We start from the raw sequence: 17,171 nt of genomic DNA, 5'->3' as shown, positions 1-17,171 counted from the left end.
ATTGCCTTGCATTATTGGGTGGGATTCAGTTGGGTGAGATTCAAATTGAGTGAAATCAAGATGAAGCCTGAACTTTGCCGCGAACCACAGGAGCCTCTTTTTCATTTTCAACAGGAGCGGCGCTTGGCAGATGACGCGCAATCAGCGCGCGGTAGCCGGCAGCACCAAGGCAGGCACCCAGAATGGGCGCAAAAATCGGAACCAGGAAATAAGGAATGTCGCGACCACCGGTGAAGGCCATTTCACCCCAGCCAGCGAAGAAGGTCATCAGCTTCGGACCGAAGTCGCGCGCCGGGTTCATGGCGAAACCGGTCAGCGGGCCCATCGAGCTGCCGATCACGGCTACCAGCAGGCCGATCAGCAAGGGTGCCAGCGGGCCGCGTGGCAAACCATTGCTGTCATCGCCCAAGGCCATGATCACACCCATCAGAATGGTGGTGATGACCACTTCGACCAGAAAGGCCTGACCGACCGAAATGGCCGGGTTTGGATACGTCGAGAACACCGACGCCAGTTCAAGACTCTGCTCGCTGCCGCGAATGATGTGGTGAGCATGTTCGAAGTCGAAAAAAAGGCTGATGTACAGCAGGTACACCAGACCCGCTCCGCAGAACGCGCCTGCGATCTGTGCCGAGATATAAAAGGGCAATTTACGTTTTTCAAAACCGGCGAACAGACTCAGCGCGATGCTGACGGCCGGGTTGAGATGGGCACCTGAGATGCCGGCGCTGAGGTAGATCCCCATGCTGACGGCCATGCCCCAGATGATGCAGATTTCCCAAAGACCGAAAGTGGCTCCCGCGACCTTGAGCGCTGCAACGCATCCTGTGCCGAAAAAAATCATCAGGGCGGTGCCAAGAAATTCAGCCACACATTGCCCGGTGAGCGTCGGTTGTTTTAATGCGATGGACATGGAAACCTCATTTTTGTTTTTGTCTCGGCACCCTGAGACAGGCGTGGGTGCTCGTTATTCGTGCGTCTCAGAAAAAACCCCATTTCTGATCGCCGTTGCGAGTTATACCGAAAAATCGCTTTCGATAATATTCGTAAACGAAAAAATATAGGCAAGAAACACCGCTGTCAAAGGTCGGAACCGAACGGTCAGAAAGTCGCCAGCACCCCGCAAGGCCCTTTTATACCGGGTAATTCAGGCTGTTATCAAAAGGCTATCAGTGTCGCAGGTGGCGTGAATCAAGGCATGTTCACTTTACTTCGCTTAAAGTGATGGGCATTCGGAACCTTTTGGAGCGCTGCATGACACCTGCACTGGATTTGCTGAAAAAAAAACCGCGCCGAACATCGCATTCACAGTTATGAACATGATCCGAAAGCGCCGTCATATGGGCTGGAGGCAGCGGAAAAGCTGGGTCTGGAGCCTGCACAGGTTTTCAAGACGCTGCTCGCCAGTACCGAAAAAGGCGAGTTACTGGTCGCCGTCGTGCCGGTCGTCGGAACACTTGATCTAAAGGCGCTGGCGCAGGCTGCCGGAGCAAAAAAAACCGAGATGGCCGACCCTGCGGCGGCGCAACGCTCGACGGGTTACCTGTTGGGTGGTATCAGCCCTTTGGGCCAGAAGAAGCGCCTGCGCACCTTTATCGACGAGACCGCGCAGCGCTTTGCAAGCATTTACGTCAGTGCCGGGAGGAGGGGGCTTGAGGTCGAGCTTTCGCCAGCAGTGCTGGCTGAACATACCCAGGCCAGGTTTGCCCCGATCGGCAGGGAATGACCTGCGCCTCAGTTATTGAGCGTCTGCACGGCCACACTGCCGGGCGCCGGGAACAGCACCAGATGGTCAGCTGCCACACGAATACCGACTTCCTCACCCTGGCCGTGGTCGGCGTGGCTGGGGAAAATGGCTTCCAGTTGACTGCCGGTCGACAGTTGCAGGCGATACAGGGTCGAGGCGCCCTGAAAGGTTCGACCGATGACCCTTGCTTTCAGGTCGCTGTGCGGCGCGTAGACGATATCGTCAGGACGTAACAAGACATCCACGGCGGTGCCACTGACGCCCGGGTATGCCCGGTTGCCGCGCAATACGCCGAGTTCGGTATGCACCGATTGCGGGTCCATCATCTGCCCGCGAATGAAATAGCCTTGGCCGATGAAGCTGGCAACGAACGGCGTACGGGGTTCGTGATAAAGATTGTAGGGCGTGTCCCACTGTTCCAGGCGCCCTTCTTTGAATACACCGACGTGATCGCTGACGGCAAAAGCCTCTTCCTGGTCATGAGTCACCAGAATCGCGCTGGTGCCACGCGCCTTGAGAATATCGCGCACCTCATGGCTCAGGCGCCGACGCAACTCGCCGTCCAGGTTGGAGAAGGGCTCATCGAGCAGCAGGAGCTGCGGCTCGGGCGCCAACGCTCTGGCCAGCGCCACTCGCTGTTGCTGCCCACCGGACAGCTCGTGAGGATAACGCTTGCCCAGCGCGCCGAGGTTGACCAGTTCAAGCAACTCGGCGATCACCTGATCCAGGCGCGGGTGGTTGCGAATGCCGAATGCGATGTTTTCGGCGACACTCAGGTGCGGAAATAGCGCGTAATCCTGAAACACCATGCCGATGTGGCGTTTCTCCGGCGGCAGGGTCCAGCCCGGCCGGGAGATCACTTCGCCCGCCAGGGTGATCTCACCCGCATGGATCGGTTCGAAACCGGCAATGGCGCGCAGTGTGGTGGTCTTGCCGCAGCCCGACGAGCCCAGCAGGCAGCCGATATCGCCCGCGTTGAGGTGCAGGTTCAGATCCTGCACCACGCGCTGGTTCTGATAGCCGCAAGCGAGGTTGCGCAGATTCAGCAGCAACGGGTTCATGCGGGCTTGCAGGACGGCGCGACGAGAAACTCCAGCAGTGCTTTCTGCGCGTGCAGGCGATTTTCTGCCTGATCCCAGGCGACCGAGCGCGAATCATCCAGCAGGTCGACACTGATTTCTTCGCCGCGATGGGCAGGCAGGCAGTGCATGAACAGCACGTCCTTGTCGGCTAGGTCGAGCAGGGCGCGCGTGACCTGAAACGGCGCGAACAACTTCTTGCGCCGGGCGGTTTCCTCTTCCTGACCCATGGAGGTCCACACATCGGTGCTGACCAGATGGGCGCCGGCAACTGCGGCTTTCGGATCGCGGACCACGGTGACCCGCTCGCCAGCCAGTGCCAGGAACTCGGCGTTTGGCTCGTAGCCGGCAGGGCAGGCCACACGCAACTGGAAGTCGAATTGAATCGCCGCTTCTATATAGCTGTTGCACATGTTGTTGCCATCGCCGATCCAGGCAACGGTCTTGCCCTTGATCGAGCCGCGATGCTCCAGGAAGGTCTGCATGTCGGCGAGCAACTGGCACGGGTGCAGGTCATCGGACAGGCCGTTGATAACCGGCACGCGTGAATTGGCGGCGAATTCGGTCAGATTGCTGTGCGCATAAGTACGGATCATGACCGCATCCAGCATGCGCGACATCACTTTTGCACTGTCGGCAATCGGCTCGCCACGGCCCAGCTGGGTGTCCCGATGCGACAAAAAGATGGCTTGGCCACCGAGCTGAATCATCCCTGCTTCAAAAGAAAGACGGGTACGTGTCGAGGATTTCTCGAAAATCATCCCCAAGACCCGGTTCTTCAGCGGTTCAAAAAGTACACCGCGATTTCGCAGGTCTTTAAGCTCTACGCCACGACGGATCAAGCCCAAGAGTTCATCCGGGGTGTAATCCATCATCGAGAGAAAGTGCCTGGCGTTCATGATTAACTACCTTTTCTGCAACAGACCGCAGGTTATCAAAGCCGGTTTTTATCGATAAAACGGGCTAGACCTGCGGCGGAAGCCGCACGGGGCGACGAATAAGAAAGGCGCGATAGTATAAAAAAATGTCGCGTCTTACCAATAGCATGCGTTTTTCTGAAACATGGGTACTAGTGGCGTCCCGGATAGAGGGGACGCCGTTATTCTGTGTTGACGGGGCAAAAACTGGCTACGCTGAGAAGGTTGACAGCCATCTGCACTTTTTCCGAAGGCAGCATTTGTACACTGCCCAAATAGCGCTTGGCAATTAGTACCAATCCTGTAACAGTCCACGTCTGCGCGGGCGTTGCCTGATGGGACGCGCTTCACGGGCTTGAAACAAGGACCGTTTCTTTAATCCCGGACGTGAGTTATAAATCGTTGCCGATACATTACTGATCAAGGGGTGGGGGAATGGACTCAAAAGAGCATCAATTAACGGAGTTGCTCGGGCTCACCGCCCGCACACTTACCCATCTGACAGCGTCGATGACCTCGATGTCTTTCGAGTTGCTGCGCAGCGAGGACGAAGTCACGCGTACGGCGGGGCGGCGCATGATCGATCGCATGGCCACCATCAGCTCCGGCCTCGACGAGCACTGGCGGCTGATCGGCGACCTGACCGGCGTCCACCTGGCGCAGGAGCAGATCGAAACCGTGGCTGAAATCCAGCAACAGCGCAAGGTCGTCACGCCTATCGGCGGTTGATTCGGCAAGGGGCTGCTACCGCTTGAGCCCCGGTCGCTGTGTTACGGGACGTGGCGCGAGCCTCACTCTCTATGTGCCTTGAACACACGCTCCAGCCAGCCTGGACGTGTGAAAGTTGTCACATTCTTTGAACTTTGTAACAAATTGCTTACTCACTGCGAAACTTTTGCCACCTTCCGCTATCTGAAATCTCCGACGCCATGTAGGAAAGTCCTTTTTCTGCACGTCAAAACCATTACGTATTTCTAATTCTGTCAGTGCTACTGCCGTTCCCGGCGGGGCATTTATTGCGCCTCTGATTCTGTCCACAAGGATGTGAAATGCACCCGGATGCTCGCTGCCTGTCGCTCAAGCCAAGCCCCGCTCGACGTTTTGTGGAGGTGATACGTTTGTCATCCGTGAATACCAGGCATATCGCGCTGGCACTGACCGTCTGGAGCTTTCTGGCGAGCACAGGCGCTCACGCTGCAGGCCCCGAAGAAGAGCTGCTGCGCCAGCAGGATCGCGAGCGCGCGTTGCGTGATCAGTTGGAAACACGCCCCGACGTGCGCTTGCAGTCGCCAACGCTGGACGAGGGTGGCTCACGTCTCCCGGCCAAGGAGACGCCTTGCTTTGCGATTGAGGACATTCGTCTGATTGGCGAGGCGTCGGAACAGTTTCAATGGGCGCTCAAGGCTGCCAATCCCAAGGATGATCCTGCTGTCGGTCGTTGCCTGGGGGGCGCGGGTATCAACATGACGATGAAGCGCATGCAGAATGCGATCATCGAGGCAGGCTACGTCACGACGCGCGTCCTCGCCGAAGCCCAGGATTTGAACAGTGGTGTTCTGGTACTGACGATAGTGCCCGGGCGCATTCGCGAAATTCGTTTTGCGGAAGGCACCAGTCGTCGCGCCAACCTGTGGAATGCGATGCCCGCCAATCCTGGCGATCTGCTCAACCTGCGTGACATCGAACAGGCGCTGGAAAACTTCAAGCGTGTGCCTACAGCCGAGGCCGATATTCAGATCACGCCAGCCCGCGCGGCAGATGCCAAACCTGGCGAAAGCGACGTGGTGATCAAATGGAGCCAGCAGTTCCCGGCCCGCGTCAGCCTGTCGCTGGATAACTCCGGCAGCAAGACCACAGGCAAATACCAAGGCAACGTCTCGCTTTCGCTGGACAACCTGCTTTCGCTGAACGATCTGTTCTACGCGAGCCTCAACCACGATCTGGGCGGTGGTGAATCCGGCCGACGTGGCTCCGACGGCAATACGTTTCACTATTCACTGCCATTCGGTTACTGGCAATTGGCGTTCACCACCAGCGAGTACAACTACGAGCAGTCGGTAGCCGGCACCACGCAGACCTATCAGTATCGCGGCGAAAGTCGTAATAACGACCTGCGCCTGTCGCGCCTGTTGTATCGCGATGCGGTGCGCAAGACCACGGTGTGGGGCGGGCTGTGGACGCGTTCTTCGGAAAACTTCATTGATGATACCGAGATCGGCAACCAGGACCGACGCATGGCCGGCTGGCAGTTCGGTCTGGATCATCGCGAGTTCATTGGCGCGTCAATTCTTGACCTGGGGGTCGCCTATCGTCGTGGCACCGGAGCCCATGACTCGCTTGAGGCGCCTGAAGACGCGCTGGGTGCAGGCACATCACGTTCGCAGATCATCACCGCCGACGCCCAGTTGCAAGTGCCATTCACCCTCAGTGACCAGCGCCTGCGCTACATCGGCAGCTGGCGGTCGCAGTGGAACCGGACGCCGCTAGTGCCGCAGGACCGCTTTTCTATCGGCGGGCGCTACAGCGTGCGCGGCTTTGACGGGGAAAATATTCTGTCTGCGGATCGCGGCTGGACATTGCGCAACGAACTCGGTCTGGCGCTGGGGCAAACCGGCCAGGAGCTTTACACCGGGATCGACTACGGCGAAGTCAGCGGTCAGGCCAGCGAATTTCTGATCGGTAAACGCTTGGCCGGCGCTGTGATCGGTGTCCGTGGTGGCTACAAAGGCCTGTCTTATGACTGGTCGGTGGGCACGCCTCTGAAGAAACCCGATGGTTTCGAGACGGCCAACGTCACCACGGCTTTTACCGTTATCTGGTCATTCTGAGGTCATGCCATGCGCTTTGAATCGCTAGACATAACGGCCCCTGGCCTGATCGACGAGCCCTGGAACGAAGCCGCGGTACTCGGTTCGGTGACCTGGCTGTGGATGCACTCCAGCGCTCATCGCGATGCACCGCTGCACACCTTGCCCACACTGCTGCTGCCAGCGCTAAAGCATCGTCAGTTCGTACTTGGCAGCGAGAACGGCAAGCCGGTGTGCTACCTGTCCTGGCTTAACCTCGACGAGGCCGCAGAGCAGCGCTATCTCCAGCAATCGCCTTTGGCCCTGAGCCAAGCGGACTGGAACTGCGGCGAGCGAATCTGGCTCAACGACTGGGTAGCGCCTTTTGGGCATACCGCCGCGTTGTCACGTTTACTGCACCGCCGGCTGTTTGCCAACAAATGCGGGCGCGCTCTCTATCACCGTGGTGAAGAGCGCGGGCTACGGATAAAGACATTTCAGGGCATTGGTGTGATCCCTGAGCAGGCGAAAGCCTGGTTCGCTGCGCACCCGGTCGCCGCTGCTCAGGCCTCCAAGACTTCGCCTTTATAAACGTTAGTTTCGCGGGGCTGGCTCCGCAGATGGAATTGCTATGAACAAGCACCTTTACCGAATCGTTTTCAATAAGGCACGTGGGTTGTTGATGGTCGTGGCTGAGAACGTCGCCAGCCAGGTCAAGGCCCCCGGTACCCGCGCCAGCCGAGCCGCGGTGGCGCCCGGCTGTGTAGCGACGCTGGGCGCGCTGCGTTTCGCGTTGATGACTGCGATCGGATTGGTGTCCTTGAGCGCAGGGCCGGTCTGGGCCGCTGGCACCATAGTCGCTGATCCCTCTGCCGCAGCCGGTCAGCGTCCGACCGTGATCGAAAGCGCCAATGGCACGCCACAGGTCAATATTCAGACGCCGAGCGCCGCCGGTGTTTCGCGCAATACGTACAACCAGTTCGATGTCGACAACCGTGGGGTTATTCTCAACAACAGCGGGGTGAACTCTCAGACTCAGCTGGGTGGCTGGATCGAAGGCAACGCGGCGCTGGCCAATGGCAACGCGCGGGTCATCCTCAACGAAGTCAACGCCAGCAATCCCAGCCAGCTGCGCGGTTATGTCGAAGTCGCCGGGCAGCGTGCCCAGGTGGTGATCGCCAACCCGGCCGGTATTACCTGCGACGGTTGCGGCTTCATCAACGCCAACCGTGCAACCTTGAGCACCGGTCAGGCGCAATTGGAGAACGGCCGCATCACCGGCTACACGGTGAATCGCGGCGCTATCAATATTCAGGGCAAAGGCCTTGATACCCGCGACGCCGACTACACAGACCTGATCGCCCGCACCGTGCAGGTTAATGCAGGCATCTGGGCCAATGACCTGAAAGTGACTGCCGGACGCAATCAGGTCAACGCCGACAACACGCAGGCCACACCTCAGGCCGGAGCTGATGGCGACAAGCCGACCGTTGCCATCGATGTGGCGCAACTGGGTGGCATGTATGCCGGGAAGATCATGCTGGTGGGTACTGAATCAGGCGTCGGCATGCGCAATGCCGGGCAGATCGGTGCGATGGCCGGCGAAGTCGTGATCAGCGCCGATGGCAAGTTGCAAAACCAGGGGGCTATCAGCAGTGCAACGACGGCCCGTATCAATGCCACCAGCGTTGATAACAGCGGCTCGCTGTACGCAAAAGGGGATCTGAACCTCGCCAGCTCCGGCGATATCGACAACAGCGGCACCATCGCCAGCCAGAATCAAACCAGCATCAGCGCCAAGGCGATTCGCAGCACTAAAGGCTCAAGCCTGGCAGCGGGCGCAGGCGTGGACGGCAAACTGGGTAGCAGCGGCAATCTTGCAGTACGCGCCACCAGCGTCAAAGCCCAGGGTCAGAACCTGGCGGCAGGCGATGTCAGCATTCAGGCCGATGATCTGGACCTCAGCGGCAGCCAGACTCAAGGTCGCAATGTCACCCTGACCGCCAACAACGGCGACGCCAACCTCAGCGGCAGCAAGGTCGATGCCAGCCAGACACTCACGGCCAGCGCGACGAAAACCTTGCGCACCGACAGCGCCACCGTCAACGCCGACAACCTGCAACTGAACGCCAGTGACCTGTCCAACGTCGGTGGCGAACTGGTGCAGACCGGCGTTGCCGATACCTCGATTAAGGCTGCAGGGACCCTCGATAACCGTAGCGGTCGTATCGCCTCCAACGCTGACAATGCCCGGCTCAGCGCCAGCCATGTCGATAACCGCAGTGGCACTATCGAGCACGCAGGCAAGGGCTCGCTGAGTATCCAGGCCAACCGGCTGGATGGCAACGCAGGCAAGATCGCGAGCAACGCCAGTCTGTCGATCAAGGCTGCTGACGCGGTGGTTGATGATGGCCTGACCCAGGGCCAGCAGATCACGCTCGACACCACCAACCTGTCCAACCAGCGTGGTCGCATTCTGCAAACCGGTGCTCAGCCTTTGCAGATCAACGCCAGCCAGCAGTTCGACAATCAGAACGGACAGGTCAGCAGCCCGGGCGCTGTGGCGCTCAACGTCGGTACGCTGAATAACCAGAGCGGCAAAGTCATCGTCACCGACGGCGGCCTGCTGACCGTTACTGCGGGCGATCTGATCGACAACAGCGGCGGCACGCTGGCGGCCAGCGGCACCGCGCAACTGAACGGCGCACGTCTGGAAAATACTCAGGGCAAGGTCAGCGCCGGTGGCGAACTGCAAGCGCAGTTCAGCCAGCTGAATAACATCGGCGGCACGCTGGCGTCCACCCAGCGCATGGCAATCATCGCCGGGCAGTTCAACAATACCAATGGCGTGCTGGGCTCGGTGCAGTCCGGCCTGTCGGTCAACGTGAGCAATGGCGCTCTGAACAACAATGGCGGACGCCTGGAAGCCCAGGGTGACATCACTGTTGCAGCTAAGGGTCTGGATAACCGCAGTGGTGTGATCAGCGGTCAGGCACTGGACCTCAACAGCAACGGTAATCTGGCCGACAACAGCGACGGTACACTCGACGCCCGTGCCACCCTGGACCTGCGCAGCGGCGAGTTGCGTAACGCGGCAGGCTTGATTCAGTCCAAAGGCAAACTGTTCATCGACACCGGCAGCCAGGCGCTCAATAACCTGCAATCCGGCACCACCAAAGGCATCAGCGGCCAGGATGCGGTGGAAATCCGTAGCGCCAGCCTCAACAACAGCGCAGGCTTTTTGAGCGCCAAGGGCAACCTGTTGCTCAACGCCAGCGACGTGGCCAACACCGACGGCGGCCAGATCATCGGTGAGAAAACCGTACACATCGAAGGCTCACAACTGAACAACCGTGGTGGCCAGTTGCAAAGCCTCGGCGACGTCGAGCTGGTGCTGGGTCAGACCCTCAACAATCAGGGTGGGCTGGTCCGCAGTGCGGGCGCTTTGAGCCTGAGCACCGACGTACTCGACAACAGCGCCACGCAGGGCACCAACCAAGGCCTTGAAGGCCGCAGCACGAATCTGGCGGTCAACACCCTCAACAACCAAGGCGGTGCCGTACGCACCGATGAAGGTCTGTTGCTGGGCGTGAGCCAGACGCTGAATAACCAGAATGGCCTGATCTCTTCGACCGGCGACCTGACCATAAGCGACCGCGATACGGCACAGCGTCGCCAGTCCGCAAACAACCTCGACGGTACGCTGATGGCGGGCAACCTGCTGTCGGTCAATAACCTCGACGGCACCTTGATTGCGGGCAAGCTGTTGTCGCTCAACGCGGCTTACTACAGCGGTACTGGCCGAGCCTTGAGCCTGGGTGACATCAACTTCAGGTTGCAGAGCGGCCTTGATTTAAGCGGGCAGATTCAGGCCAACAATAACGTTGATCTGAGCATCGCCGGGGCGCTTAACAACACCGGGCGTTTACTGGCGGGCAAGTCGTTGCTGGTCAGCGCACAGACGCTCGACAACAGCGCCAATGCCGAAGTCAGCGCGGGCCAGGTTCGCCTGAACGTCGCTGACACGCTGACCAACCGTGGTCTGATCGATGGCCAGCAGGTGCGCGTGCAGGCCACGACGCTCAACAATCTTGGGACTGCGCGTCTGTACGGTGACCAACTGGCGATTGCCACTACCACATTGAACAACCTCGACGAAAACGGTACTGCGGCCACGCTCGCAGCACGAGAGTCGTTGAACATCGGCGCCGGCACCGTTAACAACCGCGAGCAATCGCTGATTTTCAGTGCTGGCGACCTCGCCATCGGCGGCGGCTTGAGCGCCGCAGATACTGCACAGGGTCGCGCTCAACTGCTGACCAATGCCAGCGCAACGATCGAAGCACTTGGCAATCTCTCGCTGAACGTACAAAGCGCGCGCAACACCAACGAACATTTCAGCACTCGTGAAGTGGAAGTCAGCCGTACGCCAGAGCAGGAATTTCAGCTCACTGGCTCGACCAATCGCTATCAGGCCAATGAGATTTCCCTGCGTAACGATGAGGTCAATTATCTGGTCACCCCTGAGGGCCAGCGCGACAACTGGAATCGCTACGACTACACCCGCGTAGTCAATGAAACCCAGATTGCCACCTCGGCACCCGCGCAGATACTGTCCGGTGGAACGATGCTGATCAGCGCTGGCGATGTGCTCAACGACAAGAGTCGCATCATTGCCGGTGGGCTATTGCAGGCGGACGTTACCAGCCTGACCAACACCGAACTGTCCGGCCAGCGCACTACGGTCGACAGCGGGACGGTGACCAACTTCTATCGTATCCAGCGCAAGGGTCGCGACCGGCAAGGCTCGAATACGGCGGCTTACACTCCTGCGCCGTTGATCCAGGAGATATCCCTGCAACCAACTGTCTTCGCACAAAACTCTGCCGTCGCTGGCACCGGCACGCAGATTAGCGCGCGCGGGACCCAGACAGTCGGCCAGAAGATTACGTCCACCGGTGCGGTGAATGCGCCAGCGGCCAGAACCTTTCAGGTCGCCCCTATCGTGCAGGTCGCTGCGCAAACTACGCAAAATGCCCAAGGCGTCGCCGAACAGATTCGCACCGGTGGCCCGTCTCTTGAGTTGCCGAATAACAGTCTGTTTACCACCAACCCGCAGCCCAGCAGCAGTTACCTGATCGAAACCGATCCGCGCTTTGCCAGTTACCGTACCTGGTTGTCGTCGGATTACATGCTTGAGCGCCTGCAAGTCGACCCGGCCCTGACCCAGCAACGCCTCGGTGATGGCTTCTACGAACAGAAGCTGATTCGCGAACAGGTCGCGCAACTCACCGGTCGACGCTTCCTCGATGGCTATGCGAATGACGAAGCCCAATACCGGGCGCTGATCGACAACGCTGTGACCCTCGCCAATCAATGGCAGCTGGTGCCTGGCGTCGAGCTGTCCCCCGAGCAGATGGCGCAGCTGACCAGCGATATCGTCTGGCTGGTGCAGAAGAAAGTCACCCTCGCCAATGGCGAAACACGCGACGTGCTGGTGCCTCAGGTCTACGTGCGCGTGCAGGAAAGCGACCTCAACGGCTCTGGCTCGCTGATTGCCGGACAACGCCTGAACCTGAACATCGCGGGCGACCTGGTCAACAGCGGTAGCCTGGCCGGGCGCAGTGTAATGGCGATTACCGCGCAGAACATCGAAAACCTCGGTGGTCGCATCCAGGCTGACAAGGTCTCGCTGACCGCTCGGGAAAACCTCGACAATCTCGGTGGGCTGATCGGCGCTACAGACAGCCTGGCGATCAATGCCGGGCAAAACGTCAATGTCATCTCCAGCAGTCGCGATAGCAGCAGCGCTCAAGGCACTCGTACCAACCTGTCGCGAGTGGCCGGGTTGTTCGTTAGCGGCGCTGGCGGCACCATGGACGTCAACGCGGGCAAAGACCTCAACCTGACCGGCGCTCAGGTGGTCAACGCAGGTACTGGCGGCAGCACATCGTTGCAGGCTGGCAATAACATCAACCTGACGACTGTCGGCGAAGCCCATCAGCAATCGGTTAACTGGAACGGCAGCAACTGGCGCAAGGATGCCAGTCAGACCGAAGTCGGCTCGACCATTCAAGGGCAGGGCGACGTTCGCCTGAGCGCAGCGCAGGACATCAACGCCCGAGGCGCGAGTGTCACCAGCCAGCAAGGTGCGATCATTGCCGACGCCGGGCGCGACGTGAACCTCACTGCTGCGCAAAACACCCAGTTTGCAGATGAGGCGCACAAGTTCAAGGGCAGCAACGGTCTGTTCTCCAGCAAGACCACCACCACACGTGACACTGTCAACCAGACCCAGGCGCAGGGCTCGACGCTGAGTGGCGAGCAAACCTATGTCCAGGCCGGTCGCGACATTAACGTCAGCGGCAGCAACGTGGTGTCTACCAACCAGACCATTCTGGCGGCTGACAACAACATCAACATCGAAGCCGCGACCGAGAGCAGCAGCGAACGTCACGACAAGTCGGTGAAGAAAAGCGGCCTGTTCAGCGGTGGCGGCATTGCACTGACGCTCGGCACTCAGCAGCAAAGCGTCAAGGACCTCACCACCAGCCAGACGGCAGCGGCGAGTACGGTGGGCTCGACCAAGGGCGATGTGCTGATCGAAGCGGGCAAAGGCTACCGCCAAGTGGGCAGCCAGGTTAGCGCGCCTGAAGGCAGCGTCGACATCACCGGGCAAACCATCGATGTCGTCGAGGCACGTAACAGCAGCAAGCGCGAACGCGAAACGCTGTTCAAGCAGACCGGTTTTACCCTGACCGTGACCAACCCGGTCATCAGCGCCATCCAGACCACTCAACAGATGAAGCATGCGTCGGAGAATACCGACGACGGGCGCATGAAAGCGCTGGCGGCAGCAACGGTCCTGCTGGGCGGTAACAACGCCGCCACGGCGGTGGCGATGAACCCCGACATGGCGGGCGGCCTCAACATCAGCCTGTCACTGGGCACCAAAAAGAATGAAAGCAAAACCACCCAGACCAGCGACAGCGCCGCCGGATCGACCATCACCGCCGGTCAAGATGTGCGTCTGCGCGCGACCGGCGCAGGTGCAGACAGCGACATCACGGTACAAGGCAGCCAGATCAAGGCCGGGCGTGACGCCAGCCTGATGGCCGACGGCGACATCAACCTGCTGGCCGCCAACAACACCAGCCAACAAAACACCGACAGCAAAGGCAGCAGCGCCAGCGTGGGTATCGGCTTCTCGCTGGGCGGCACCAAAAACGGCTTTACCCTGGACTTGGGCGTCACCGGCAATAAGGGCCTGGCCGACGGTGACGAGCTGACCCATACCAACACCAAAGTGGAAGCTGGCAACCAGTTGCTGCTGGCGTCTGGCGGGGACACGCAGATCAAAGGCGCGGTGGCGAGTGGCAAGAAGGTCATCGCCGACGTCGGCGGTGATCTCAATATCGAAAGCCTGCAGGACACCAACACCTACAAGGTCGACGAAAAGAGCCTCGGCTTTGGCGTCAGCCTCTGCATTCCGCCGTTCTGCACCGGCATGAGCACCATCAGTGGTGCCAGCGGCAACTTCGGCGCGACCAACATCGACTCCAACTACGCCAGCGTCACCGAGCAATCAGGCATCAAGGCCGGTGATGACGGTTTCGACATCAACGTGCGGGGCAACACCGATCTGGTCGGCGCCGTTATCGCCAGCAGCGACAAAGCCGTGCAGGACGGCAAGAACAGCCTGGTCACCTCCAGCCTCACCAGCCGTGACATCAAGAACAAGGCCGATTACGACGCCAACACCGTCAGCCTCGGCGGTGGCTACAACGAAATCGGCAAGGACCAGAAGGGCAACGTGCAGAGCGGCGGCACGGTCAACCCTGGCACCGACCTGGCGAAGAACGAAAACAATATCGGCGCCAACATGCCGATCGCCATCAGCGCCAGCGACAAGGCCAGCAGCGTAACGCGCAGCGGCATCAGTGGCGGTGCCGTCGTTATCACCGACGACGCCGAACAGCAGAAACGCACGGGTCAGAACCCCGAACAGACCGTCGCCAGCCTCAACCGCGATGTGTCCAGCGATCGCAACGGCAGCAACTCGCTCAAGCCGATCTTCGACGAAGATGAAGTCCGCGCCGGGTTCGAGATCGTCACTGCGTTCTCCAACGAAGCCAGCACCTTCCTCGCCAACAAGGCGCGGGAAGCGGACCTCAAGCGACAACAGTCCAAAGAGCTGCAGGAGCAAGCTGATAAAGCCGGTGGCTTAAGCGATACAGAACGCATGCTCTTGCAGAACAGTGCAAGGCAACTGTCGGCAGAAGCCAACGACATCTCCGAAAACTGGGGCGCAGGCGGCACTTACCGACAAATTACCACCGCCCTGATCGGTGCAGCCGGTGGCAACATCAGCGCCGGCAACGCCGCGTTCGTGCAAAGTCTGGTGGTCAATTACGTCCAGCAACGCGGCGCAGGCTACATCGGCGACCTTGTAGCAAATGGCGAACTGACCGAAGGCTCCCCACTGCACGCCGCGCTACATGGCATCGTCGCCTGCGCAGGTGCGGCGGCCAGCAACCAAAGCTGCGGCAGCGGTGCAGCAGGCGCAGCGGCGTCCAGCCTGCTGACCGGTTTGTTCTCGCAAAGCAGCCCGGACGAAAGCGAAGAACAACGCGAAGCCAAACGTAATTTGATCGTCAGCTTGGTGACGGGTTTGGCTGCGACCAGTGCTTCCATCGACCCGACTGCCGCGAATACGGCGGCAGGGGCGGCGGTGGATAACAATTGGTTGGCGACGCAGCAAGAAGCGCAGGCCAGAAAGGAATATGAAGCTGCAAAAGGACTGGTTGCCAAGGCCCAAGTGGCTGGCAAGTGGTTAGCCATCAGCGGCAAGCAGGAAATACTGACCCGGTACGGGATTGGCAAGGGTCTGGCGGAGTCCAGCTGGGGGGACATTACGGGCCTGGCTGATTTCGCGATGCACCCCATCGATGGCCTCAATGGCCTGAGCAGCCTGATCAGCGACCCGGAGGTCAGAGCGCAGCTTGGTGAAGATGTCGCTAACAAATTCAGCGCCAGGATAGACACGATCAAAAACGCCCTGGAAGTAGGCGGCGACGATAACGCTGTAGCAATGGGCCAAGCCATGGGCGAACTGGCGTGGCAAATCGGCACCGCCGTTACAGGAGTGGGCACTGCAGCGAAAGGCGTCGTCGGCTTGGCCAAAGCCGGGATCAAGGTGAGCAGCGCAGAGCTTGATAAGATGGCTGATCTGGCTAGACTTGAGAAGATCGCTGCTGAGAATGCTAAAAATCGGAATCCGATGAGTGCGATGACGGATTCTGAGGCGGGTGTTAACAGCCTACCCAAACTTGGCTCTTTGAAAGGAGAACCTGAACTTCCTCCAAAAAATGCTTCTCCAGATATGGTCAGATCAATTGAGCGTCAGAATGAGGCGTCAAAAAAGCTTGCTCAGGCAGGGTATGATGTTGAGCAATTACCCAATACTGGGAGAAAAGGGGGAAATCCTGATTTGAAAATTAATGGCGACCTAGCTGATGTATTTTCCCCAAGAACTAATAGCCCTATTTCAGTATTGATGACAGTAACTGAAAAAGTTCAAAAACAAGCTAGTAGCGTAGTTGTAAATCTAGCTGATTCACCGTTAACATTTGGTGAGATTGAAAAAGCGCTGTCTACACGCCCGGTGGAAGGGCTGAAAAAACTTTACCTAATGAAAAACAATGAATTTAAAATAATCGAGGTAGCAAAATGACCATCACTATGAACTTGGAGATCGAACAAGGTATATCTTTTGACGATATATGCCGCACATTATCCAGTATGAATACGGACTATCAGATCGAAGAAAAACACTTGACAGGAAACTTTATAAGCTCTAACGCTTACTTCGTGTTTCGCCACATAATTCCTTACGAGGAAATTGTAGCAGAAAACGTAATAGCTGATTGGAAGGTTGGCATGAGAGGAGCGTTTCACTCACCTATCGATACATTATCTGAAAGTTCGGAAGACATAAAAGCATTCCTTAGCGAACTTGTTAAACAGACTCAGTTTAAATTCATATTATCCTTCCAGTTTGAAGAGGTATACGCACTTCGCGACAATAGCGGAATTCGCTTTTTAAAGAATATGATTGATTGACTCATGAAGCTCCAAAACCGAATCGTTTTGCCCGGTATTTTAGCCCGCATACTTAACCACTGAAAAAGCAAATCGAAGACCATAATTAAAATCATGCATACAAGAAGTTTGAAGTCATCGATTTACGCCTAAAAAATAGGCAAAATGGCGCTTCGACGACGCCGGCCATGTATTTACGGCGCCATCTAAAAAGGATTTTCTTGTTTAATACTTCTAGATCGAAGAGTGCTTATATGCAAACTCATATCAGTGCAGCCCGGTACTATCACACGAAATCAACAATATTATGATACAAAGGTTAATCGACTGAAGTGCGAGGGTGGTAAGTGGCTACCATGGTGAGAGAAGTGAACATGAATGCCGTTTTCGATTTAGAAGCAGATTTGGTACCAGGGCTCAGCGCAGCAGGCTTTGAGCTGGGTAGCTCACTTGAGGGAATCTAAAAAAAATAGGTCAGGTAACATGGTATGACTTTAAATCTACCACATATGAACTCTTGGAAAACAACACCGGTTGGCTA

The 17,171-nt window shown here is 58.1% G+C and carries 8 protein-coding genes and 1 pseudogene; 6 read left to right on the top strand and 3 right to left on the bottom strand.

What is annotated here, in order from left to right; all coding sequences use genetic code 11:
- Positions 1 to 55: 55 nt before the first annotated feature.
- Complete coding sequence (locus KUIN1_RS20265) at positions 56 to 913, bottom strand: MIP/aquaporin family protein (RefSeq protein WP_024652090.1); 858 nt, start codon at positions 911 to 913, stop codon at positions 56 to 58.
- A gap of 341 nt (positions 914 to 1,254) precedes the next feature.
- Here KUIN1_RS20265 and ybaK point away from each other — a divergent pair.
- Positions 1,255 to 1,726 (top strand): annotated as a pseudogene (gene ybaK, locus KUIN1_RS20260) (Cys-tRNA(Pro) deacylase).
- A gap of 8 nt (positions 1,727 to 1,734) precedes the next feature.
- Here the strand turns inward: ybaK and KUIN1_RS20255 are convergent.
- Together KUIN1_RS20255 and argF are read right to left on the bottom strand one after the other, a co-directional pair.
- Positions 1,735 to 2,808, bottom strand: coding sequence for an ABC transporter ATP-binding protein (locus KUIN1_RS20255; RefSeq protein WP_003405435.1), 1,074 nt, complete (start codon positions 2,806 to 2,808; stop codon positions 1,735 to 1,737).
- A complete protein-coding gene (argF, locus tag KUIN1_RS20250) occupies positions 2,805 to 3,725 on the bottom strand; it encodes an ornithine carbamoyltransferase (RefSeq protein ID WP_003412919.1) in 921 nt (306 codons plus the stop codon). The genes KUIN1_RS20255 and argF overlap by 4 nt, the downstream gene beginning before the upstream one ends.
- Before the next feature lie 453 nt (positions 3,726 to 4,178).
- Between argF and KUIN1_RS20245 the strand changes: the two genes are divergently transcribed.
- The 5 genes from KUIN1_RS20245 (at position 4,179) to KUIN1_RS20225 (ending at position 16,651) form a co-directional block, all read left to right on the top strand.
- Positions 4,179 to 4,472, top strand: coding sequence for a hypothetical protein (locus KUIN1_RS20245; RefSeq protein WP_003405437.1), 294 nt, complete (start codon positions 4,179 to 4,181; stop codon positions 4,470 to 4,472).
- 320 nt (positions 4,473 to 4,792) lie between these two features.
- A complete protein-coding gene (locus KUIN1_RS20240) occupies positions 4,793 to 6,571 on the top strand; it encodes a ShlB/FhaC/HecB family hemolysin secretion/activation protein (protein WP_024652092.1) in 1,779 nt (592 codons plus the stop codon).
- Positions 6,572 to 6,580: 9 nt separating this feature from the next.
- Entirely contained in the window at positions 6,581 to 7,120 is a 540-nt protein-coding gene (locus KUIN1_RS20235; protein ID WP_024652093.1) for a toxin-activating lysine-acyltransferase, read from the top strand.
- Between the two features lie 40 nt (positions 7,121 to 7,160).
- A complete protein-coding gene (locus KUIN1_RS20230; RefSeq protein WP_172980068.1) occupies positions 7,161 to 16,262 on the top strand; it encodes a hemagglutinin repeat-containing protein in 9,102 nt (3,033 codons plus the stop codon).
- Positions 16,259 to 16,651 carry a hypothetical protein gene (locus tag KUIN1_RS20225; protein ID WP_024652095.1) on the top strand — a complete coding sequence of 131 codons (393 nt, stop codon included), beginning with the start codon at positions 16,259 to 16,261 and terminating at the stop codon, positions 16,649 to 16,651. Before KUIN1_RS20230 ends, KUIN1_RS20225 begins: the two co-directional genes overlap by 4 nt.
- The last annotated feature ends 520 nt before the right edge of the window (positions 16,652 to 17,171 follow it).

The organism is Pseudomonas sp. KUIN-1 (assembly GCF_009176725.1).
In the GTDB taxonomy this organism is placed as follows: Bacteria; Pseudomonadota; Gammaproteobacteria; order Pseudomonadales; family Pseudomonadaceae; genus Aquipseudomonas; species Aquipseudomonas fragariae.
Note: the sequence above shows the minus strand (reverse complement) of the source record. Positions and strands in the feature narration are given on the sequence as shown.